General features: G+C 36.6%; 19 protein-coding genes and 1 pseudogene. 12 read left to right on the forward strand and 8 right to left on the reverse strand.

The features are described from left to right. Positions 1 to 2: 2 nt before the first annotated feature. Together J7E67_RS08515 and J7E67_RS08520 are read left to right on the forward strand one after the other, a co-directional pair. On the forward strand, positions 3 to 3,323 hold the full coding sequence (locus tag J7E67_RS08515; protein ID WP_214731371.1) for an immunoglobulin-like domain-containing protein: 3,321 nt from the start codon (positions 3 to 5) through the stop codon (positions 3,321 to 3,323). Positions 3,324 to 3,459: 136 nt separating this feature from the next. Next, entirely contained in the window at positions 3,460 to 3,651 is a 192-nt protein-coding gene (locus J7E67_RS08520) for an aspartyl-phosphate phosphatase Spo0E family protein (protein WP_214716406.1), read from the forward strand. A gap of 188 nt (positions 3,652 to 3,839) precedes the next feature. Here J7E67_RS08520 and J7E67_RS32270 read toward each other — a convergent pair whose 3' ends face one another. Both J7E67_RS32270 and J7E67_RS08525 read right to left on the reverse strand, forming a co-directional pair. Then, on the reverse strand, positions 3,840 to 4,055 hold the full coding sequence (locus J7E67_RS32270; protein ID WP_308167084.1) for a hypothetical protein: 216 nt from the start codon (positions 4,053 to 4,055) through the stop codon (positions 3,840 to 3,842). Positions 4,056 to 4,110: 55 nt separating this feature from the next. After that, positions 4,111 to 4,410, reverse strand: a complete 300-nt coding sequence (locus tag J7E67_RS08525; RefSeq protein ID WP_214716407.1) for a DUF6454 family protein — start codon at positions 4,408 to 4,410, stop codon at positions 4,111 to 4,113. A gap of 572 nt (positions 4,411 to 4,982) precedes the next feature. Between J7E67_RS08525 and J7E67_RS08530 the strand changes: the two genes are divergently transcribed. Together J7E67_RS08530 and J7E67_RS08535 are read left to right on the forward strand one after the other, a co-directional pair. After that, on the forward strand, positions 4,983 to 6,137 hold the full coding sequence (locus J7E67_RS08530) for a ParM/StbA family protein (RefSeq protein ID WP_214716484.1): 1,155 nt from the start codon (positions 4,983 to 4,985) through the stop codon (positions 6,135 to 6,137). A gap of 17 nt (positions 6,138 to 6,154) precedes the next feature. Beyond that, the gene (locus tag J7E67_RS08535) at positions 6,155 to 6,874 is read left to right on the forward strand and encodes a hypothetical protein (protein ID WP_214716408.1); all 720 of its coding nucleotides are present in this window, start codon (positions 6,155 to 6,157) and stop codon (positions 6,872 to 6,874) included. A gap of 127 nt (positions 6,875 to 7,001) precedes the next feature. Here J7E67_RS08535 and phaC read toward each other — a convergent pair whose 3' ends face one another. From phaC to J7E67_RS08550, 3 genes are all read right to left on the reverse strand, one after another. Further along, on the reverse strand, positions 7,002 to 8,084 hold the full coding sequence (phaC, locus tag J7E67_RS08540) for a class III poly(R)-hydroxyalkanoic acid synthase subunit PhaC (protein ID WP_214716409.1): 1,083 nt from the start codon (positions 8,082 to 8,084) through the stop codon (positions 7,002 to 7,004). 66 nt (positions 8,085 to 8,150) lie between these two features. Further along, complete coding sequence (locus J7E67_RS08545; RefSeq protein ID WP_214716410.1) at positions 8,151 to 8,894, reverse strand: 3-oxoacyl-ACP reductase; 744 nt, start codon at positions 8,892 to 8,894, stop codon at positions 8,151 to 8,153. Between the two features lie 48 nt (positions 8,895 to 8,942). Beyond that, a complete protein-coding gene (locus J7E67_RS08550; RefSeq protein WP_214716412.1) occupies positions 8,943 to 9,533 on the reverse strand; it encodes a hypothetical protein in 591 nt (196 codons plus the stop codon). 183 nt (positions 9,534 to 9,716) lie between these two features. Here J7E67_RS08550 and J7E67_RS08555 point away from each other — a divergent pair, with 183 nt between their 5' ends. After that, complete coding sequence (locus J7E67_RS08555) at positions 9,717 to 10,229, forward strand: hypothetical protein (protein ID WP_214716414.1); 513 nt, start codon at positions 9,717 to 9,719, stop codon at positions 10,227 to 10,229. Between the two features lie 299 nt (positions 10,230 to 10,528). Continuing rightward, a complete protein-coding gene (locus J7E67_RS08560; RefSeq protein WP_214716416.1) occupies positions 10,529 to 11,716 on the forward strand; it encodes an acetyl-CoA C-acetyltransferase in 1,188 nt (395 codons plus the stop codon). Between the two features lie 479 nt (positions 11,717 to 12,195). Here J7E67_RS08560 and J7E67_RS31200 read toward each other — a convergent pair whose 3' ends face one another. Both J7E67_RS31200 and J7E67_RS31205 read right to left on the reverse strand, forming a co-directional pair. Beyond that, positions 12,196 to 12,663 (reverse strand): hypothetical protein, encoded by a 468-nt coding sequence (locus J7E67_RS31200; protein ID WP_251026651.1) that lies wholly within the window; start codon positions 12,661 to 12,663, stop codon positions 12,196 to 12,198. After that, on the reverse strand, positions 12,656 to 12,958 hold the full coding sequence (locus J7E67_RS31205) for a hypothetical protein (RefSeq protein ID WP_251026652.1): 303 nt from the start codon (positions 12,956 to 12,958) through the stop codon (positions 12,656 to 12,658). Before J7E67_RS31205 ends, J7E67_RS31200 begins: the two co-directional genes overlap by 8 nt. 221 nt (positions 12,959 to 13,179) lie before the next feature. On the opposite strand from J7E67_RS31205, the gene J7E67_RS08570 reads away from it, so the two are divergent. The 3 genes from J7E67_RS08570 to J7E67_RS08580 all read left to right on the forward strand — a co-directional run bounded on the left by J7E67_RS08570 (position 13,180) and on the right by J7E67_RS08580 (position 15,173). Further along, positions 13,180 to 13,845, forward strand: coding sequence for a GntR family transcriptional regulator (locus tag J7E67_RS08570; protein WP_214731478.1), 666 nt, complete (start codon positions 13,180 to 13,182; stop codon positions 13,843 to 13,845). A gap of 6 nt (positions 13,846 to 13,851) precedes the next feature. Continuing rightward, positions 13,852 to 14,826 (forward strand): DMT family transporter, encoded by a 975-nt coding sequence (locus tag J7E67_RS08575; protein WP_214716418.1) that lies wholly within the window; start codon positions 13,852 to 13,854, stop codon positions 14,824 to 14,826. A gap of 194 nt (positions 14,827 to 15,020) precedes the next feature. Further along, positions 15,021 to 15,173, forward strand: a complete 153-nt coding sequence (locus J7E67_RS08580; RefSeq protein WP_251026671.1) for a Ger(x)C family spore germination C-terminal domain-containing protein — start codon at positions 15,021 to 15,023, stop codon at positions 15,171 to 15,173. A gap of 63 nt (positions 15,174 to 15,236) precedes the next feature. Here the strand turns inward: J7E67_RS08580 and J7E67_RS08585 are convergent. Then, positions 15,237 to 16,180: pseudogene (locus J7E67_RS08585) on the reverse strand (YeiH family protein). Between the two features lie 215 nt (positions 16,181 to 16,395). On the opposite strand from J7E67_RS08585, the gene J7E67_RS08590 reads away from it, so the two are divergent. The 3 genes from J7E67_RS08590 to J7E67_RS08600 all read left to right on the forward strand — a co-directional run bounded on the left by J7E67_RS08590 (position 16,396) and on the right by J7E67_RS08600 (position 21,439). Further along, the gene (locus tag J7E67_RS08590; protein WP_214731376.1) at positions 16,396 to 17,283 is read left to right on the forward strand and encodes a LysR family transcriptional regulator; all 888 of its coding nucleotides are present in this window, start codon (positions 16,396 to 16,398) and stop codon (positions 17,281 to 17,283) included. A 304-nt stretch (positions 17,284 to 17,587) separates the two neighbouring features. After that, positions 17,588 to 19,435: a sensor domain-containing protein gene (locus J7E67_RS08595; RefSeq protein ID WP_214731378.1), complete on the forward strand. Its 1,848-nt coding sequence runs from the start codon at positions 17,588 to 17,590 to the stop codon at positions 19,433 to 19,435. Between the two features lie 657 nt (positions 19,436 to 20,092). Beyond that, on the forward strand, positions 20,093 to 21,439 hold the full coding sequence (locus J7E67_RS08600) for an MmgE/PrpD family protein (protein WP_214731380.1): 1,347 nt from the start codon (positions 20,093 to 20,095) through the stop codon (positions 21,437 to 21,439). The last annotated feature ends 201 nt before the right edge of the window (positions 21,440 to 21,640 follow it).

The raw sequence follows: 21,640 nt of genomic DNA on the forward strand, positions 1-21,640 counted from the left end.
ACATGAACAAGAGGAAAAGGCTTTCAACTTTTTTATTAACCTTCATGCTCTTTAATACCGTATCAGGAATAGTTCCGAAATCCACATTTGCTGAGGAACCAAAAGAAGTAAAGTTAATTCTTGATTATGATATGAACAATATTGAAGGTACAACAGTGAAAGATAGCACTGGGAATTTTGATGGAAAGCTGGTGAATTTCCAAAACGCTGACCTTATTAAGGGGACAGATGCAGGAGTTATAAGCTTTAAAGGCGGTTCTACTAGTTCATATATTGAAATGCCTAAAGGTGTCTTAAATAATTTGGATAGTATCACCGTTTCTTCTTTGGTGAATTGGAAGGGTGTTAATGAAGCCGAATGGTTATATGCGTTAGGTCAGGACAGTAACAAATATTTGTTTACGACGCCGAAGCGTAACTCGGGTGACCGCTCTTCAAGAGCAGGACTCGGGATAACAAGCTGGATGAATGAAGCAGGTGTAAATGCGACAAATGGGCCATTAAAGTCAAGTGAATGGAAGTTGATAACTACTGTTATGTCAGGTGTAGAAAAAACGATAAAGCTGTACATTGATGGGGTTGAAGTGGGTACTGGTTCTACGAACGGTTATACATTAGCACAAATCAACAATGTTAATGGAAGAAGTGGTTTTATCGGGCGTTCATTTTATTCTTCTGACCCGTATTTTGGAGGAATGATCGCAGATTTTAAAGTGTTTGATGGAGCTTTGACAGCAACAGAAATAAGTAAACTAAAAGAAGAAGCTGATAAAAAAATTGCAGCCATGGATGGACTACTGCTAAATCACGCTGCTGAAAAATTAGATTACTCCATTTTTATCAATCAGAACCAAAACAAAGACGAAATTAATTCGGATTTATCTTTCCCTAAAAATGGGGCATTTGGAACATCCATCACTTGGGAATCACAAAATCAAAACATTATTACAAATGATGGTAAAGTTAATAGACCTTCTTATGAAAATGGTGACCAATCGGTAGGAATTATAGCTACTATATTGGAAGGTACAAAGACTTTGACAAAAGAATTTACCGTTACTGTATTAAAGAAACCTCAAGATTCAGTGACCGTTCGAATGGATGCAGAAGATTTGAAAGTTCATAACATTAATGATGTTCGCGGCAATCTAACTTTACCGAAATCGGGAGCTAATGGTTCTACGATCACATGGAAATCAACTGACCCTTCCATCATTACACCAACTGGAGAAGTGAAACGTCCTGGAAATGGTGTAGGAGATAAAATGGTTAAATTGACAGCAACTCTCACATTACACAAGGAATCAATCACAAAAGCATTTTTAGCTAAAGTGAAAGAAATGCCGAAAAAGGAGAACTATGAAGGATACGTCTTCAGTTATTTTACAGGAGAAGGTTATTCGAATGGTGAACAAATTTATTTTGCCTTAAGTGAAGGAAACAATCCACTTAAATGGCAGGAGTTAAACAATGGGGCGCCAGCAATCACTTCTAATTTGGGTGAAAAAGGACTTAGAGATCCATTTATCATTCGTGCCCCTGAAGGAGATAAGTTCTATTTAATTTCCACAGATTTAAAAATTAATGGAGATTGGAATTGGGACAGATCCCAAAGGACAGGCAGCCGCTCTATAATGGTGTGGGAATCTACTGATTTAATTAATTGGTCAGAGCAAAGAATGGTAGAAGTATCTCCAAAAGAGGCTGGAAATACATGGGCTCCGGAAGTTACGTATGATGACACGACTGGTGAGTATATTGTGTTCTGGGCTTCCAAATTGTATGACAATGAAGCGCATAGCGGCTCTACTTACAACAAAATGATGTATAGCAAAACAAGAGATTTCCATACGTTTACGGAACCAAAAGTTTATATGGATTATGGATATTCAGTTATTGATACCACCATCATTAAGGATGACGGAAAAATCTATCGTTTTACAAAAGATGAAAGAAACAACACGACATCTTCACCAAACGGTAAATTTGTTTTTGGAGAAGTTGGGGATTCGGTTCTTGATCCTACTTTTGATCTTATTAAAGAAGGGATTGGAAAAGGATCAATCGGTGCAGGTGAAGGACCTACCATCTTTAAATCGAATACGGAAGAAAAGTGGTACATGTTTATTGATGAATTTGGCGGTAGAGGGTATGTTCCTTTTGAAACAACCAATTTACAGTCAGGTGAGTGGAAGATGTCAACAAACTATAGTTTACCAGCACGCCCTCGCCATGGGACCGTAATGCCGATTACAAAACGGGAACATGAAGCATTACTTGCAAATGTTCCAACAGTCAAGAAGCAAGAGCCCGTTCAACAAGTACCACGCGTTACTGTGGATAAGGAAAAATTGGAGTTAGCAGAAGGAAAAGCTGCACAGTTGACTGCAACAGTAACACCTGAGAGTGTTGTCAATAAAGATGTTCTATGGTCCAGTAATAATGAAGAAGTAGCAGTAGTGGATGGAACGGGTAAAGTTACTGCGAAAAAAGAAGGTACTGCAAAGATTAGTGTAACAACAGTCGATGGTGGTAATATGGCTGTTAGTGAGGTCATCGTAGAGAAACAGAAGGACTTAACACGTCCAGAAGGACATTTTACGATTAATACTGGTGCGGAATTTACAAAAGATCCGAATGTTACTCTATTGCTTGAAGCAAAAGATGATTTAAGCGGAGTGAACCAGGTTCGCTTTTCCACGAATGCTAAGGACTGGACAGAGTGGGAAGCGTATAAGACAGCAAAAGAATTCACCTTGCCTTCAGGAGATGGGGAGAAAACAGTATATGTTGAATTTAACGACCATGCTGGAAATGTAAGTGAAACGTATCAACAAAAAATAATACTTGATACGACTGCTCCTTTGATTCAATTTATCGGTAATGAAGGTACGTATCCTGTTGATGCGAAGATAGCGATTTCCTGCAGTACATCGGATGAAGTGTCAGGGGTTGATTCCGCTAATTGCCCTAGTACTGAAGGATATGCGTATAACTTCGGCATTGGTGTTCATACAATCTCGGCTTCGGCTACTGACAAGGCGGGGAATACAGCAGTAGCTGAAAATAAGTTTACCGTAACTGTTGATTTTGATAGTTTAAGCCGATTGACCCAATCTTTTGTAAGTAAGGATGGGGTGTCGCATTCACTTGTTGCAAAACTCCAGTCGGCAAAAGAAGCGGCCGCTAAAGTTCACAAACAGGCCGTAGACGGTAAACTTAAGGCGTACGTAAATGAATTGTCAGCCCAAAGCGGGAAAGCAATTACTGAACAACAGGCAAATATTTTGATTGATTTGACGGATAATCTCATATTTAAATGAAAATACATCAGTTAGGAATTTTTTTATAGTGAACATGTAGTTAAATACGTTATGAATTAATGTTTCCGAGTACCCATAAACAGGAAAACCAAATTAAATCAAGACATAATGAAAGGAGAAAAAGGAGGTACGGTACGTGTTACTGTTTAAATTGGTACAAACCGAAAAGAAAATAATGGAATACCAGCAGGCGATGTATGACTTAGCAAAAGTAAGTGGACTAAATGATCCGCATGTATTATCTATAAGTCAAAAGTTAGATAAAGAAATTCTGTTTTTTCAAAAAAATTCAATAAATATACCCAAAGTACCAGTAGTCAGGTTTTAACAATTAGTAGGAAGGATTCTGTAAAATTACAGGGTTTAATAACTTTAATAATTATATATACTCATATACTGATTATTTAGTGATAGGATGACTCAGAAGGTAAAGTATTCTATTAGTGTTGATTACGGAACACAATCAGGAAGAGTTAATGTGTAGTTAAAAAATTTTAATATAAATCCATAGTGATATTACCCCCTTTTAAGTTGACAGTGTAAAAACCATGCAAAGTGCTTGGGTGTTACACTTTTAATTGGAGGGGATTTTTTTATGGCAAAAAAACAATGTGTGTTAATTTTATGATAATCGGTAAATAATTTACCGAAATTATTTAATTGTGTCAATTCAGTAATACCACTACATATGATATTGTTTTTTTCAGCATTCTCGCAGTCTTGATAATCAATAAAGTGGCTAGAATTACTTGTTTTTCTAAGAACTTTTCCTTTTTCATTGGCTGTGTTAAACTAGTTTGTTGATTTCCGCTCCAATCAACAAGGTTACAATATCAACAATGACCTTTAACACAGCCTTTTCATTAAACTGATAAAATGTTCTCGAACCCCAGCTCACAGCTTTTAAAATTCCTTCTTTTCCATCACGAAGTATACCTCCAATGTGGTCATTCGTGCGAAATACTTCTTGGGACTCCATCGTGTTCGGATTCACCTTATAAATCATCGACCTGCTATTTGGGCGATATTCTGCAACAGGAACCCAAGTTGATTTACCATCAAAAGTAATTCCTCCAGGATGATACACATCCCCTTCACCAAGTTTTATATCTTTATTGCTTGTTACCCAATGGTACTAGTTACCTATAAAGAATAACTGGAAGGTTTATCTGCACAATCAGTTCTACATCATCACCGAGTCTTATCAAAGGCATCTGCCTTAACAGTCCGTATCCAAGTCCTGGTGAAATCAGATGGCAGAAAAATACGAATACCTTGGAGCACTTGCTCAAATATCTGAGCTTATTTATTTCTCTAAATATGAAGAATAGGCTAATATTCAGTAATAGTATTGAACACATATTAAAAACACGTTATAAAAGCAATCATAAGGTATTTAATTAGTGGGCAATACGAACATGTTCCCAGGAACTTAAATCGAGCAATCACGAATTAATTAAGCCCTAATCAAGCTTTCTTTTTTATTGTCAATGTCGAAATTTACTGCTGAAATAAATAGAAAATTGATTAATAGAGGAGAATTACATAAAGAACACTAATGCATTTATTCACTAATCTAAATTTATAAACAACTTTAGACAAATAAAAGAGAAGAATATATAATCATTATGAGGAAAAAACATGAAAAGAGGAGAAATAATGGATATAAAGCGTCAAAATGTCGATTTTGGTAATTCGGTCTTTCAAACCCTTGTGGACGGTTATTATTTTGAGATTCCTACAAATGTAGTAGAAATAACGAGGGAAAAGGCAGACGGCCACTTTCCGTCTACTTTCCATGATCCCCAATCCCTTCTTCAAAGTTTACTCATTTCAACTACGATAGACGGTGTAGAGAAATATTATCTGGTGGGCGAATCAGCGGAAAAACAAGTATTAGGAAACAGTCATATCAACAAACTTCATGATAAAACGGAATCTGAGATTCCCTATGTGATGTTCCTAGCGTCAGCAGCTTATTACAATGTATTAAAAGGAAACGGCATTGAAGATAAACGAGTGAACATTAATTATTTTTCAACCATGCTTCCAATTTGGTTGCTTAAGAAAACGAACAAGTTCAGTGATATGCAAAATAAAATGGCAAGCCGATTTGAAGGGGAGCACAAAGTAACGATTTTAACACCGGGATTTGAAAGAGTTGTATCCATTCACGTCGAAACAAGCAAATGCCGGATTGAAAGTGAAGTTGCTCGTTGGGCAATTAAAAAAGATTTTGATTTACAAGATCGTGAGGAAGCAAATTCATTTCAAAACTTTGAAACTCTAATTGTGGATTTAGGCGGAGGGACTGTTGATCTTGCATTGCTTCAATCAGGACTTCAAGCTCCTAAAAGCAGGGAATCATTGAATTGCTTCGCTGACATTTCGTATCTAAAACACATTGAGAAATTAAGAAGTGAAAAGTTACTCGAGTACTTTGATAATGTTCGTTCACTAGAAGAATTCATTATCAATAACATTGAAAAAACCAAAATGGAGCAAAGGGATGGAAATAGCGGTAAAAAGGTTGATCTCACAGAGCAAATCCATGAGTCATTAAGGGAGTACACGCAAATTTTAATAACGAAAATTGAAAACACATTCCCATCACCTAAAGATAAGGTCTATAAATATGTTTATATTGGTGGAATAGCCAGCATCCTTAAACGATTCATCCAAGAATCGATCAATATAAGGTATGGAGACGAAATTAGAGAGCAAAATCATCTATTCCTTCAAGATACAAGAAAGTTAAATTTATATGGTCTAGAAATAATAAGCAGGCATGAAACAAACTTAGTTTTCGCTTAAGAAGAGGAGGAGAATGTATGAACAACAAAGATCATCTTCTTGGTGAAAAGTTCATTGGCGGATTAAACAATATGTATTCACATCTAGGTGCACAGATGGTTTCACCATTTTACGTACTATCGAACTTTTTTCTAACTGCTGTTAATCACCAAACGGATGAGGTCAGATTAATGAATAAGGAATCAGGAAGTAAATACGAACGTGTATTGCTTACTTTAGAAACTTTGAAAATCTCTCCAAAGGTGTATTCAATACTTGAGCAAAAAGCACAAGCAAATGAGCTGGAGGAATATATTACAAATCTTGTTGAGCATGATTTAGATAAATTGGAAAAAGAAGAAGAGGCAATAACCTTATTTGATACACTTCGTGAAGAGATTTTAGGTGAGATTAACTTACTTAAACAAAAATTCGCATCCCGTCTTGTTGAAGATCCTAATGAGATGGGGTCCGGCCAAGAAACCGAGTTGCGGGATTTTGTTGCGAAACTGGGTGAGCAAAAATTAGACAAGGAAGAATTCCAAACGATGTTAAACTCCCTCCGCAGCGAGTTTTTAGACGAGATTAACTCACTTAAAAAGGAACTTCCCTTCCGTCCGGTTATTCATGCCAATCTAAATAAGTATAATCCTGCTTTGGAACCTGCGGAAGAAGTAAAAGATATTAAAGAAGGACAAATGCTCGAAAGTGATCAAGTAAAAGGGACTATTAAAGAAGTCATAGATATGGATTTTTAAATAGGCTCACTGATCATATTATAAAAAAGTCCAAGAGATTTCTCTTGGACTTTTGGCGTAAACAGAAGAAGGAACCAATTTCAATTTCTGTACTCCACTAATTAGTTTACAAATCCTAAAATCTTTGTTAATCTGACCGTTGTTCCAGCCAATCTCCTATTGTTGGATAAGTGACTTTTGTTGCTTTAGAGCCAAATGCTACAGATACGTGTCCGGTTGGAAGAGAAATATACGTTTTATCTTTGCTGGATATTACTTTCATTAACGCTTCCACCTGGTGCGGCAGGGCAATATGATCTCTTTCAGCAGACAGGTTGAGTACATTAGCGGTGATGTTGCTTAAGTTGACCTTTCGTCCGCGAATTTCGAGTTCCCCTTTAATCAGCTTATTTTGCTGGTAAAAATCCCGGATCCACTGACGGAAGGCTTCACCAGGAAAGGCAATTCCGTCACCTACCCATTTTTGCATTAGTTTCCAGCTTTTAATAAATTCTTCGTTGTTGGCGCGATCCACCAGACTAACATACGGTCCGTAAAAATTGGTCATTGGCTTTAACATTTTGTTTCCAAAATCGATCATTTCGGGTGGAATAACACCCAATGTATCGACAACCTTGTCGATGTCAAAATACCGCTTATCAAGGAAAGAACCAATTAAGCCTGTGTCTTCAAAATCAAATGGGCTTGTCATAAAGATGACGTTGCGAATTGGCAATTCAGGATGAAGAGCAGTAAAAATGGAAGTCATAGTGCCTCCCATACAGTAACCTAGGAGTGAAACTTCATCCGCCTGGGAAGTCCGTAATACTTTACGAACCGCACGTGGAATGTAGTCCATAATGTAGTCTTCCAGTTTCATATTTCTATCTTCCTTGCCAGGTGTTCCCCAGTCAAGAAGATACACATCAAAACCGCGGTTAACTAAATATTCAACCAAACTGAATCCTCTTGTTAAATCCAGGATATACGGTTTATTAATTAATGCATAAACCATTAGAAGTGGAATTTTATGTTTTATTGGCTGATCGGATGTGTAGCGGTATAATGTCGCTTTGTTTTTTGTCCAAATGACTTCTTTTGGTGTTGGCCCCACTTCTGGTTCGGCATCCTTCGTTAATACTTCAGCTGCTCTTTTTATTTTTGCATAATAATTTTGGTATTGCTCCGGCATTGCAGCAGAAATCTGTTCTTCTATAGTTGGGATCCTCATGATTCCTCACACCTTTCAAAGTAATGCGAATCGTATGGTGTATCCTAACGATAGGGAATGATCTCGCTACATATACAGCCCGCCGTTAATATTTAACTGCTGCCCAGTGATATAATCACCATCTTTACATAGGTAAATAACTCCTTTTGCGATTTCATCTGGCTGACCAAATCGGCGTTGCGGAACCTTAGCGACTATTGATTCGCGAATATTTTCCGGAATGGCTTTAACCATCTCTGTGTCTATAAAACCCGGGGCTATCGCATTAACCGTTACACCGCTTTTTGCAAGCTCCAGAGCAAGAGATTTTGTGTAACCAATCATTCCGGCTTTTGCTGCAGCATAATTGGTCTGCCCAAAGCCGCCAGCCTGGCCGATAATAGACGATATGTTGATGATGCGGCCCGCATCTGATTCAAGCAAATGCTGCAAAGCAAAGGAGGTTGTATTGTAAACGCTGTTTAAATTCACGTCAATAACTGTTCTCCAGTCTTCTTCACTAAGTTTTTTAAAGGACTTGTCTCTTGTGATCCCTGCATTATTAACAAGGATATCTAGTCTGCCAAAATGGTTAACAGCTTCTTTTATTAATTTTTCAGCTTCTGCTAACTTTGAAACATCTGCCTGCACAGCATAAGCTTCGCTGCCGATTTCGTTTATTTCTGCGACCACCTTTTCTGCCAGCTCATTGCGGCTGTTATAGTTGATGACTACTTTTACGCCGTTCCTTGCTAATTCCATGGAAATCGCTGCACCGATTCCTCTGCTCCCACCAGTGACAATCGCAACTTTGTTATTTAAATCTGCCATTTACACCAACCCCTTTATATAAGTTGTTGTATTAAATGTTGAAGAATTTTACAGGCTGTTTTGCTCATCCTTGTTACTTGCTGCTCTTTTGTTATTGGCACCTAATTTGTTCTTTGCTGTTCTCTTGTTTTTTGCATCCGCGGTGCTCTTTGTCATTTCTTTGTTATTGGCAGCCGTGGTAATCATTGCTGCTTTCTTGTTATCGTCAGCCGCGTTGACCTTTGCAGCTTTTTTATTATTTCCTTCAATTAGAGAATTTACTTGAGTAAGGATTTGGTTAAGTTTAGCGTCTAGACTTTTTAGTTCTTTTCCAAAATCTTTAATTTCGGATTGCAGTTCTGCATGGTTTAGTTGTTTAGCTCTCGTTTCTTCCAAAAGATCTTCTAAGTCATCAACTTTTGTATCCACATTGACGATAAGGGACGAGATTTTTGCAATGTCCGTACGGGTTGGGACATTCATCTGCTCCAAATATCGTTCTGTTGTTTCATTTAACATTTTCTGGAACAGAAGATTCATATCCAAAAGCTGCCCCATGGCCTGAGATGGAAATTGTTCTTTCATTTTTTCATCGATTAGGGTACTGGAGTGGTTAAAATAGTTTTTCCACATTTCAAACATGTCTAAGTTTTGAGTCATTTACTTTGTCTCCTCCACTATTTCCATTTTTGCTAACACTTATGGTACCCAATTAATTCTAAATAAAGTTAGGGTAAATATGTGAAGAAAAAGTATATACTTTAAACAATAACTATTTGACAAGCTTCTCATATAGGTGTAAATTACATATAGTGTTATTTATTAATTAGGAGGTTTTTTATAATGGAATTAAACAATGAGTTCGTTACTAATTTTGGTGAATCTCTATTAAACATTTGGACAAACAGTTTGGACAAGGTGACCGATTCTCAAAAAGAAATAGAAAATCTTTTGCTTCAAGCATTTACAACACAAAAAGAATCATTGGAGAAAATTGCTGAAGGAATGGACTTTATCCAAGAACAACAGAAAAAATTAATTGCTGATGTTCGTGATTATGTAAAGCAAAATGTTGATACAGTTTACGGTGAACAAGCAAGCCAAACTTTCGAAAAGTGGTATGCTCAACTAGATGAAATAAATAACCGTGTTCAACAGTTAACCTCCACTCCATACAAAGAAAGTTTAAATTTATTAAATCAGTCACAAGAGCAGTTCCAACAATCGATTAAAAATAGTATCGAACAGCAAAGAAAGATTCGTGAAGAGGCTGTAAATCAATTTAAAACTGCACAAAAAGGATTTATGGATTTATTTGAATCCAACACAAAAATGGCATTTAATTTGTTTAAGTAGAACAGCGAATTTTCGCTGTTTTTTTTACAATGTACATATAATATATTATATCCTACCACTAAAGGGACAATCTGTAACGAAAACGGTTTCCTAAAAAGCTCATCTAATGTTTTCCCCACAACCACAGTATTTTCCAAATTCCAACAACTTTTTTAATTGCCTTTTGCATATTTCGTTTAGGATAAAGCAAGGATATCAATTGGAAAGAAAAAATTTCTGGTTACCCTGTACTCTTAATTACTTTTAAGAATTTAACAGATATTTCCGTAAAATTGAAATATTTAAGGAGAGAACTCAACATGAATCAAACCGAAGTGGTTATCGTCAGTGCTGTAAGAACAGCAATTGGAAGCTTTAGTGGAAGTTTAAAAAGTGTTCCGGCAACAACATTAGGTGGAATAGTTATCAAAGGAGCCATTGAAAAAGCTGGGATCAATGTTACTCAAGTGGATGAAGTCATTATGGGGAATGTCTTACAAGCAGGACTTGGGCAAAACCCAGCAAGACAAGCTGCCATTGCTGCTGGTTTGCCTCATGAGGTATCCGCCCTAACGATTAATAAGGTATGCGGTTCAGGACTGAAAGCGGTTCATCTAGCAACACAAGCTATTCTTGCAGGGGATGCCGAAGTGGTTGTTGCCGGAGGAATGGAAAATATGAGCCAGTCTCCTTTCTTGCTTAGAGGGGCTCGCGATGGATTCAAGTTGGGAGATCAGAAATTGGTGGACAGCATGATTCACGATGGACTATGGTGTGCCTTCAATAATTATCATATGGGTATTACAGCTGAAAACCTTTCTGCAAAATATGAAATTTCTCGTGAAGAACAAGATGAATTCTCTTCATGGAGCCAGCAAAAGGCTCAAGTTGCGATCGAATCTAATCGCTTTGCAGATGAAATTGTTCCTGTTGAAGTGCCGGGCCGTAAAGGACAAGTAACAGTATTCGCTCAAGACGAATTTCCTCGTGCTGGAACAACTGCAGAAGGGTTGGGAAAGCTTCGCCCAGCCTTTAACAAAGAAGGATCCGTCACAGCTGGAAATGCTTCTGGAATAAACGATGGGGCAGCAGCATTTGTTATCATGAGTCGTAAAAAAGCAGATGAATTAGGAATTAAACCGTTAGTTACCGTAAAAGCGAATGCAGGTGGGGGCGTGGATCCAAGCATTATGGGAATCGGCCCGGTTACAGCTGTAAAAAAGGTTTTAAAAAAGGCTTCTTTAACATTACAAGATATGGATTTAATTGAAGCGAACGAAGCTTTTGCCGCTCAATCAATTGCAGTGGATCGCGAACTTCACTTTGATAAAGAAAAATTAAATGTAAATGGCGGCGCAATTGCGTTAGGTCATCCAATTGGTGCCAGCGGAGCACGCATTTTAGTTACTCTCATTCACGAAATGCTAAAACGTGATAGCCGCATGGGATTAGCAACACTTTGTATTGGCGGAGGCCAAGGAGTAGCCACCATTGTGGAACGTAATTAAAATATAATTCAACAATTTGATTTTTTTCAATGCTGGCCTCCAAATATCCTTATCTTGCTCTCATATTTTGGAATATTTAATACTTCTATCATTCTGGGAAAAGATACTAGTCAGATGAAGTTAAATGATATTATTCAAGACTTGGTTCATGTTATTGAAAAAAAAATGAAGGCGTAAATAGTTATCATGGATAAGAACTAGAATAATGCTTTATTTTGGAAGGTAAAGACTGTATTTCGTTCTGCTATTAATTCTATTAAATAAGAGAAATTTTTTTGTTTTACCCAAAAAGTTAGACAGGAATTTTCTATTATAGCCCCCCCTAACACAAAACTATAATTCTATAGGGTGTGGTTTGGGCGGGGATACTTTTTGTGGCAGGTCCGTATATAACAATTAGATCTCTGTTCGCAGGGGTTCTTGAAAAGAGTTGCCCAATACCTCCATTACTTTAAAAAGATAATGCATAAAGCGAACCATTAGTAGAGGCTAATTAACTTTGTTCCAAGTATGGCTGTTGCCAATCTTGTGGATATAAATTGAGTGCCATTCCATGTTAAAAGGTTTTCGACATATCCTAATGTATCCGAATTAGAAATACCAATAATTCTTTGAAAAACAAGTAAATCATAACTCGTGACTTTTTGATCCGTAACAATTGGATTTAAAGCACCAGCAGAAAGGACCTCGCCTTGAACTTGTTGTTTTAATTTTCCATTTCCATGGTAAAGCTGAGATAGGTAATCATAGCCTTTATAGCTAATGTCTAGAGTGAAAAGAAGGTCTAACGAAGGACTTCCTACACTTACTTTATAAAGATCTTCATAATTGACTTTGAATGTATAGCTATTATTATATTTTTCAAAATCAAACAATAGGAGTGGAATATTATTTCTGAAGGAGTAAATATAGAAAATACCGTACCCCCCGCTTCCTCCTTTATTCAATACTTACCAGAATTTCCAATATATTATCTTTAGAAAAATCCCCAAGGAAGAGCTTAGCATTGTATCCAGCATTATTTTGAAGATTAATTGTTGAAATCTGGTTAGAACGCCCATCTTGAATTACAAGTGTAATATGATCTGCGAAGATTTCGATTTCAACGTTTTTTCTTCCATATAAATAGATGTAATCAATTATACCGTCACCTGTAACGTCACCTTGCTTCATGTCAAGCAACACTTCGTTTCCAGAATAAGTATAGTTACCATATGATTGTTCTTGGAATTGCCTGTACAAATAACTCCCCACAATAAACATTTGGCAATTACTTGGTGTACCATATGCAGGTTAATACCTATATGACACCATAATGTTAAGAAAATGTTCTGTATAGTAATGTTAAGGGGATTCAAAATGTGAAAAAATGAGTATTTAAGGGTTTGAAGAAATCTATATTAGTTGGTCAGAAATATGCCAAATTGATTGTAATAAAAACCATTATGCGATATATTGGTTTTATGGAAAAAGACATGATAAAACCAATTAAACGTTTGTCGTTTAGAGATGAAGTATATCAAACTTTAAAAAGGTCGATTATTACCTTGGAATTACAACCAGAAGAACGCCTAAATGACAAAGAATTAGCAGAGAAGTTTGGAATTAGTCGTACTCCAGTTAGGGAAGCATTAAAACGACTTGAAGACGAAGGACTTGTTGAGTCACTACCAGGATCTTCTACTCGCGTAGCACCATTAAAGTTAGAGGAGGCGAAACATGCTTTTACGGTTGTAGCAGCTTTACATGCTTTAGCTGCTCGACTTGCAAATCCTTTATTGAAGGAAACGGATATTGAAGAATTAGAATTTAGCAATAAGACTTTGAGAGTAGCCATTGAAAAAGGTGATGTGATTAAGGCCATTGAAGCAGATGGAGCTTTTCATAAGGTTTTCCTAGATGCGGCTGCTAACCCTGAAATTGCCTTGGCATTGGAACGTATCATACCTAAAATTCAACGATTAGAAATCTCACAATTTATTTCGCTCAAAGGGTTAAAATCGGTAGAACAGCACGATCAAATTATATCATCTTGTAAAAATCAAGAACATGAAAGAGTAGTCCGTCTTGTTGAAGAAAACTGGCTAAGTCTTGGCGAACTATTAACACACCAAACGGAGCCGAGGTGAGTTCAGTTGAAATCAATATTAATAGGTATATGTGCAGCTTTCTTTTTTGCATTTACATTTGTTCTTAATGCATCTATGGAGCTGTCTGGTGGTAGTTGGATTTGGAGTGCCTCGCTCCGATATATTTGTATGGTTCCATTCCTATTGTGTATTGTAATCGTGAGAAAAAATCTAGGGTCACTCTTAAAGGAAATGAGAAAAAAACCAGGAAAATGGATGTTATGGAGCTTTGTTGGTTTCGGGTTATTCTATGCTCCATTATGTTTTGCCTCTGCTTATTCACCTGGTTGGCTGATCGCTGGTACATGGCAAATTACGATTATTTCTGGTGCATTACTTGCACCGTTATTTTTTGAAACGAAACACACAAAGAATGGTCCATTACAAGTAAGAGGGAAGATTTCCTTTAGAGGTCTAATCATGTCAATGATCATTCTGTTAGGCATTGTTCTCATGCAAATGGAACATGCAAAGCTACTTTCTTTAGAAAATCTATTATTGGGAGTTGTCCCGATTCTAATCGCATCATTTGCCTATCCTTTAGGGAATCGGAAAATGATGGATGTTTGTGAAGGGCGTTTAGATGCATATCAACGAGTCTTAGGTATGACATTAGCAAGTCTTCCATTCTGGTTTTTACTTTCCTTGTATGGCTTGTTTACCGTTGGAGTACCAAGTGGAGGGCAAAGTCTTCAATCGTTAATGGTAGGACTTTTTTCAGGAGTCATTGCGACTGTCTTATTTTTCATGGCTACAGATATGGTAAGAGGAAATATGCAAAAGTTAGCTGCTGTTGAAGCAACGCAATCAATGGAAGTGGTTTTTGCATTAGTGGGGGAACTAATATTTCTATCTATACCTCTTCCTTCTACATTATCCTGGGGCGGGATTTTGATCGTTATCTTTGGTATGGTTTTGCATAGCTATGTTTCAAATAAAAGAGTGGAAAGTTATTTAAATCAGTCAGTTAATTTAAACTAAATAAAGGATGCGATGCTGAAAGAAGGCATCGCTTTTTCACAATGAAATTTTCATCGGTTTCCTAGTAGTCAACCAATTGCAGGGCAATATAAAAAGCATTTTTATTATGAACCGAAAGAATTTCCTAGTGTATATAGTTGGTAATAAAATTTATCCCATACAATTTGTGGGATTTTTTTATTTTTCTTCATAGCTTGCAAAAAGCGAATTGCGACGTTCTGGGCATCGGAAGGCAAATAAAGGCATACCATCCGAACATTTGGAAGTCTATAAATTGGCTCAAAGACTTTCCGGAAATGTCGATCGAACCGAATTTCGACGTGCAGATCCTTAACTCGGAAGAATAATAGCTCGGGTGGGAGCGTACTCAGATTGGAGAACGCGTCCAATGAATGACCCATATTTTTAAGTTAAAAACTATAAAACGTTAGCAAGGATAAAAGAAAAGATGTAATGATTATGGCGAGAAGTGGACGTATTGCTTTCGAACGTAATTCTTTAAAGCTAATATTTAATCCTAAGCCGGTCATAGACATCGTTAATAAAAATGAAGTAAAAACTGCAATATCTGACATAAGTTTTTTTGATACTACAACCTCATTACCGATAATATAGCTCCCCACAAAACTCATACCGATAAATCCAATTAAAAACCATGGAAACTCGAATTTTGCGTCACCCTCTATTTTTCTTTTCTTTTTCATCCAAAACATTAGGACAAAACAAAGTGGAATTAATAGAAACACACGTGCAAGTTTGGCGAGTAAAGCGTTCGCTAGAGCATCCTGGCCAGCAGGCGTAGCTGCTAAAGCAACGTGGCCGATCTCATGAAGGCTGATTCCAACCCAATTCCCGTAGTCTATAGGACTAATAGGTAATAAAGGAAATAGTAAAGTATAGATAATTGAAAAAACTGTTCCTACTAATGCGATGATGCCGACCCCCATAGCTGTATCTTCATCTTTTGCTTTTATAATTGGCGATACGGCTGCGATCGCAGCGGCACCACATATGCCTGTTCCAACACTTAATAATAAAGAAAGATTAAGATCTGCTTTGAGCCATTTGGCAAGTATCATCAGAACAACGATTGAAAAAATGATTGTTACGGCTCCTCTTAGCAATAGTGGAAACCCTGATGAAATATGCCGATCATGTTAAGCTTTAAACCATAAAGAATGATGGCCAATCTTAGCAGTTTTTTTGATGAAAATTGAATACCAGTACGTAATCTCTCTGGGTATCCAAACACTTGTCTATAAACCAAAGCAAGTAAAATGGCACATGCAAGTGCTCCTATATGATTTAGACCTGGCAATGTCGCCAAAAGAAACCCGCACATGGCTATAATCATTGTAAAACCAATTCCAAATATCCAAGAAACATTGAGCTTTTTTTCTGATTTTTTTTGCTCATTAGGACTGGAGAATATTAATGCTTTCTGTTCCAATGGTTTTCATCCCCTCATTTGCATTATTTAAATTTATCCTAACGAATGTTTTACAATAAGGAAAATAAATGATTATTATAGTTATAATAAGTAAAAACGATATAGAGTAGGTGGACACATTGGATCAACTATTATCAGTATTTATATCTGTAGCGGATAAAAGAAACTTCTCTAGAGCAGCGGAAGAGCTTCATATGACGCAGCCTGCCGTTAGCCAGCAAATTCAACAGTTAGAAAAATATATAGGTGCAAAGCTGCTATTAAGGACAAACAAAAATGTACAGCTCACTAAAGCAGGTGAAATTGTCTATTTACATGCTAAAGAAATAACAGCTTTATATAAAAGAATGTCTATGTTAGTGAATGAATTAAATAATGAGCCAACAGGACTATTAAAAATTGGTGCCAGCTATACTTTTGGTGAATATGTTTTACCGCATATACTTGCAACAATGAAGTATCGATTTCCTAATATCATTCCTTCGGTACAGATTGGCAACACAAGAGATATAGCAAAAGCAATCTTAAGTCATGAGATTGATGTAGGAATTGTAGAAGGTGAGATATCTCATCGAAATATATATATTAAAACAGTTTCAACGGACCAAATGTATATCGTAGCAGGAGGGAAATATCCAATTTATTTCAATAAGGAAGTTACACGAAGACAGGTAGAACAAGAGAATTGGATTGTTCGTGAAGAAGGTTCTGGAACAAGAGATGCAACAGAAAAATTATTTGAAACTTTGCAAATACGTCCTACTAGGTTAATGGAGTTCGGCAGCACACAACTAATTAAAGAAGCAGTCGAAGCGGGGCTTGGTATTAGTTATTTATCTGAACTTACGGTTAAAAAAGAAAGGCTACTTGGTACCATTCAAGTATTAAATGTTAAAGGGACACCGATAAAAAGAAATTTTTCCGTTATTACAGAAACTGTCGACTTACATACGAAAACTATGAACTTATTTATTGAGTTAATTGAAGATTATCTAAAGAATCAATAAGAGCAATAGCCCTAATTAAATCATAAATCATTAAAGATATAAAAAAGACAAAGCCGGAACCAGCAGGAAGACCGCTTGTAAGGGGGGACTTACCATTGATTCGGTCTCTGAATTATTTTGAAGTATGTTTCTTTTAATATGGTAAGGGTGAATAGAGGATAAGTTTATGAAGGACTCTAAATAAGACCGATTGCGTTTAAGTATGACACATGAAGGGAATTGGTTAATCGTAATGTGGAGAAATTGGACATACTACCAGAAAACTGCATTTCGCATTGTTATCATATATATGGCGATTAGCGTTTTGTGGGTTTTGTTATCCGATTGGGTATTGATATATTTCTTTAAGTCAGAAGTAAAGTGGCTGCAAAATGCAAAGGGTTCTTTTTATATATTGTTAAGTGGATTTCTATATTACTACTTAATTCAAAAGGGGATTAAAGCGGCTATAGAAAATCAACAGCAATATCGGCTGATTGTTGAAAATGCATCCGAATTAATCACTATCCTAGATAGGAATGGAAAAATAATGTATGCCTCTCCCTCTTTTCAAAAAATCGTTGGTTATTCTTCCAAAGAATGCGAAGGGAAATTCGTTTTTGAGTTTATTCATAGGGAAGATCGCGTTAAAACACTGAAAACATTACATACTAGAGTGCTAAATAAAATTAGTGATCAAGTTGAAATTAAGTTGATACATAAAGATGGTCATATAGTAGTAGTCGAGACGAAAGGTATCCCTAATACTGAAAAAAATGGGGAAGTGGAACAAATAGTGCTGCTGGCCCATGATATAACAGAACGAAAAAAGAACGAAGAAAAAATAAAACATCTGGCATATCATGATACATTAACAGGATTGCTAAACAGAAATAATTTTCGCGATTGTTTTAAAGAATCTATTGCTCGTGCTGAAAAGGCTAAGCAAATGTTAGCTGTCTTATTTATTGATTTAGACAGATTTAAAGTGGTCAATGATACGTTTGGGCATAGTGTAGGTGATATTTTATTAAAACAAACAGCAGAAAAACTTATGAGTTCTGTAAGTAAAAATGATTTAATCTGCCGTCAGGGTGGAGATGAATTTATTCTCTTATTAAATAACACCACTAAAGAGGAAACAGAACGAACAGCAAATAAGATTCATGAAACATTGTCTTCTCCTTTTGTTTTATCAGGCAACGAAGTGTTTATTACTCCAAGTATTGGAATTAGCTTCTATCCTTCGGATGGACTTGAGGTGGAAGGTCTAATTAAAAATGCAGATATGGCGATGTATGATGCTAAAAGTAAGGGTAAAAACAATTATCAGTTTTATAGCCTTAATAAAGCGGAAACCAACATTAGAAAGGTGCAATTAGAAAATAAGTTAAGAAAAGCGTTACAGGAGCAGGCGTTTCGGTTGTATTACCAGCCTGAAATTAATATCCATATCCATAAAGTTACGGGATTTGAAGCTTTGATTCGATGGAATGATTTAGAGGAAGGCTTCATTTCGCCTAGTGAATTTATTCCGATAGCTGAGGAAACAGGTTTAATTGTTCCTATTGGGAATTGGGTCCTCTGGGAAGCTTGCAGGCAGAATAAACTTTGGCAAGAGACGGGATATCCACCTGTTGTTATATGTGTAAATATCTCTATTCGACAGTTTTTAGATATAGATTTTTTGGATACGGTAAAAACAATTTTAAAAGAGACCAACCTTGAACCAAAATATTTGAACCTTGAAATAACAGAATCGATCGCAATGGTTGATGTCCAAAAAACGATAGAAATATTGAATAAATTAAGATCAATGGGTATTCATTTAACATTAGACGACTTTGGAACGGGTTTTTCTTCGCTAAGTTATTTAAGTAAATTGCCCCTTGATTTTGTTAAAATTGATCAATCATTTGTTAGAGTCTTACCTGAATATGAACAGAATAAAAACATTGTGAAGGCGATCATTCAAGTGGCTCATAGTTTAAACAAATATGTAATTGCAGAAGGCGTTGAAACGAAGGAGCAATTAGATTTCCTTCGGTTACAACAATGTGACCAAGTTCAAGGATATTACTTTAGCCAAGCTTTACCAGCAAACCAAGCGGAGGATTTTTTAATAAATTTTAACAAGGGTATTGGGTCTGACCCCCAGCCCTTAAAGCTTTAAAGCCCTGGGGGTAACCATTGAATTAAAAGTGCACGTTAGTAATAAGATTGCATCCTTTTTTCAAGGGTGCTTTTTTTGGGGGGTTAGAGACTTACCAGCCTAATCAAAATGTTGATTTACCAAGTTTTCATTATGTATATTCATTTAATCAATCTAATGAATACCTAGAGGTATGTAAGTTTCGCTTGAATGTTCTTTATCAAGAAAGTATCTGTCGTTAATAAAGCGCTTGTACTTCTCCTTTTAAAGTGGGCAATAGGAACCTGTGTAGTCATGATTTTTGTTGCTCTACTTACAGGAGATATTTCTTATAGGGGGACTATCTAAGTGGTATTAAAACGGAAACGATATACCTGTAATGGTGGGAAAATATTTTATTATGATATGAGTTTCTAAACAAGGAGCCTTACCAAAATAAAAAGCTTGATTCTTGAAGCTTTTTTTCTATTTAATTCTAAGGATTGAAACAATTCAGAGAACAACCCGAAAGTAGGCTTCCTTGTCGTATAATAGTCATAGGATTGAAAAAATATACATTCAATTTTCGGAAAATTATAAATATTTAATCGGACCTGTAGATAATAACCAAACTTTCGCACCTAGATGATCATATGACCTAACTTAAAGTAACATCAATTAACACTAGGAGGAGCTATTTTGTCATTAAGCCATGAGATTGTACATGCCATTCGTCAAAGACAGAAACGAGGATTGCCAGAGGAAATTCGTGAAAAGGTGATTCTTCATTTATGCGATACAATTGCCATTTCCTTAGCTTCTTATAAAGGAGCACCTATCGCTTTAAAATCTATAGCGGGTCTTTCTATTGGTGTAAAAGGTGGGGCAGGTCGAGTAATAGGAAGTGAGCATCGATTACCTCCCGCCTATGCTGCATTTGCTAATACGGCTTTAGCACATGCTTTAGACTATGATGATATCAATGATTTAGCTAGAATCCATCCAACCCCTGTTACATTAGCTGCCGCATTAGCAGCTGCTGACGCTGAGGATTCAAGGAGCACGGATCTTATTACTGCAGTTGCCCTAGGAAACGAGTTATTGTGTCGACTGGGATATGCAATCGAACCCAGGGGTACTGGTACGGATTCCAAATGGTTCTTAAGTCAACTGTTTGGTTATTTAGGTGCCGCCATAACTGCTGGACTGGTCCTTGGATTAGATGATAATGAGTTAGTTCATGCCTTGGGACTGGCATATATGCAAGTAGCTGGCGGTAAAGAGCCAGGTGTTGGGACTGGTTCCCAAGCTAGATCCATTTATCCGGCCTTTTCATCAATGGGAGGTGTTCAAGCAGCATTTTTGGCCCGAGAAGGGGTGACAGCACCTGCAAGTTGTCTGGATGGGAAGACGGGCCTCTTTCTAAATTATTTTGGGAAGAATTTAAATGAAAAACAACGAAGCGTATTATTGGACTCTGAAACATGGGCGTTTTCCGATACATCTATTAAACTTTATCCTAGCTGTCGTTACTCACATCCCTTTATTAACTCTGCCCTTGTACTTAGGACCCATTGTAGGCATGATGAAATTGACAAAATTGTGATAGGGGTAAATGAAACAGCGAATATATTATGTCAACCACTTGAGGATCGTTGTCATCCTAAAACATTACAGGATGCTAAATTTAGTATCCCCTTTATTGTGGCATTTACATTTGTGCATGGGAGTGTTCACTTGAATAATTTGACGGAGAGGGCCCTTATGGATACCGAAGTGTTAGATTTATCTAATCGTATAAAAATTGAGCAAACACAGGCTGATACGCCTGGAATTCCTTTAGGTGATATTAAGATAGTAACCGCCAAAGGTACAAAAAGACATATAGAACTAATTCACCCTGAAACATCTTTTGATGAAGTTAAGAAGAAATTTATCGAATGTTGTCAATATGCAAACGTAGCCGATCCTGAAGTGCTATGGGATAAGTTAAGCCATAATCTAGATTTTGATGAAGTGAATAGATTACCAATGATAATTCAATAGTTCTTTAGGGTCAGGCCCCCAATCGAGTAAAGCATTACTCCTTTGGGAGACGGACCCTTTTTGTCGTTGACTGACTCCAAATCTCTATGCAGACAACATTATATCAAGAAAATTTCATTTACCAACCATCACTCAACTAGTTTATAATAAAAGGATGTCCAAATTGGATAGTAGGAGTCTATTTCTATGACACTAAGAGAT

Source organism: Bacillus sp. ISL-46 (assembly GCF_018613205.1).

What these genes read in the sequence shown, in the direction of transcription:
- J7E67_RS08515 (WP_214731371.1), top strand. Translation starts at nt 3, where the DNA reads ATGAACAAGAGGAAAAGGCTTTCAACTTTTTTATTAACCTTCATGCTC.
- J7E67_RS08530 (WP_214716484.1), top strand. Translation starts at nt 4,983, where the DNA reads ATGGATATAAAGCGTCAAAATGTCGATTTTGGTAATTCGGTCTTTCAA.
- J7E67_RS08535 (WP_214716408.1), top strand. Translation starts at nt 6,155, where the DNA reads ATGAACAACAAAGATCATCTTCTTGGTGAAAAGTTCATTGGCGGATTA.
- phaC (WP_214716409.1), bottom strand. Translation starts at nt 8,084, where the DNA reads ATGAGGATCCCAACTATAGAAGAACAGATTTCTGCTGCAATGCCGGAG.
- J7E67_RS08545 (WP_214716410.1), bottom strand. Translation starts at nt 8,894, where the DNA reads ATGGCAGATTTAAATAACAAAGTTGCGATTGTCACTGGTGGGAGCAGA.
- J7E67_RS08550 (WP_214716412.1), bottom strand. Translation starts at nt 9,533, where the DNA reads ATGACTCAAAACTTAGACATGTTTGAAATGTGGAAAAACTATTTTAAC.
- J7E67_RS08555 (WP_214716414.1), top strand. Translation starts at nt 9,717, where the DNA reads ATGGAATTAAACAATGAGTTCGTTACTAATTTTGGTGAATCTCTATTA.
- J7E67_RS08560 (WP_214716416.1), top strand. Translation starts at nt 10,529, where the DNA reads ATGAATCAAACCGAAGTGGTTATCGTCAGTGCTGTAAGAACAGCAATT.
- J7E67_RS08570 (WP_214731478.1), top strand. Translation starts at nt 13,180, where the DNA reads ATGGAAAAAGACATGATAAAACCAATTAAACGTTTGTCGTTTAGAGAT.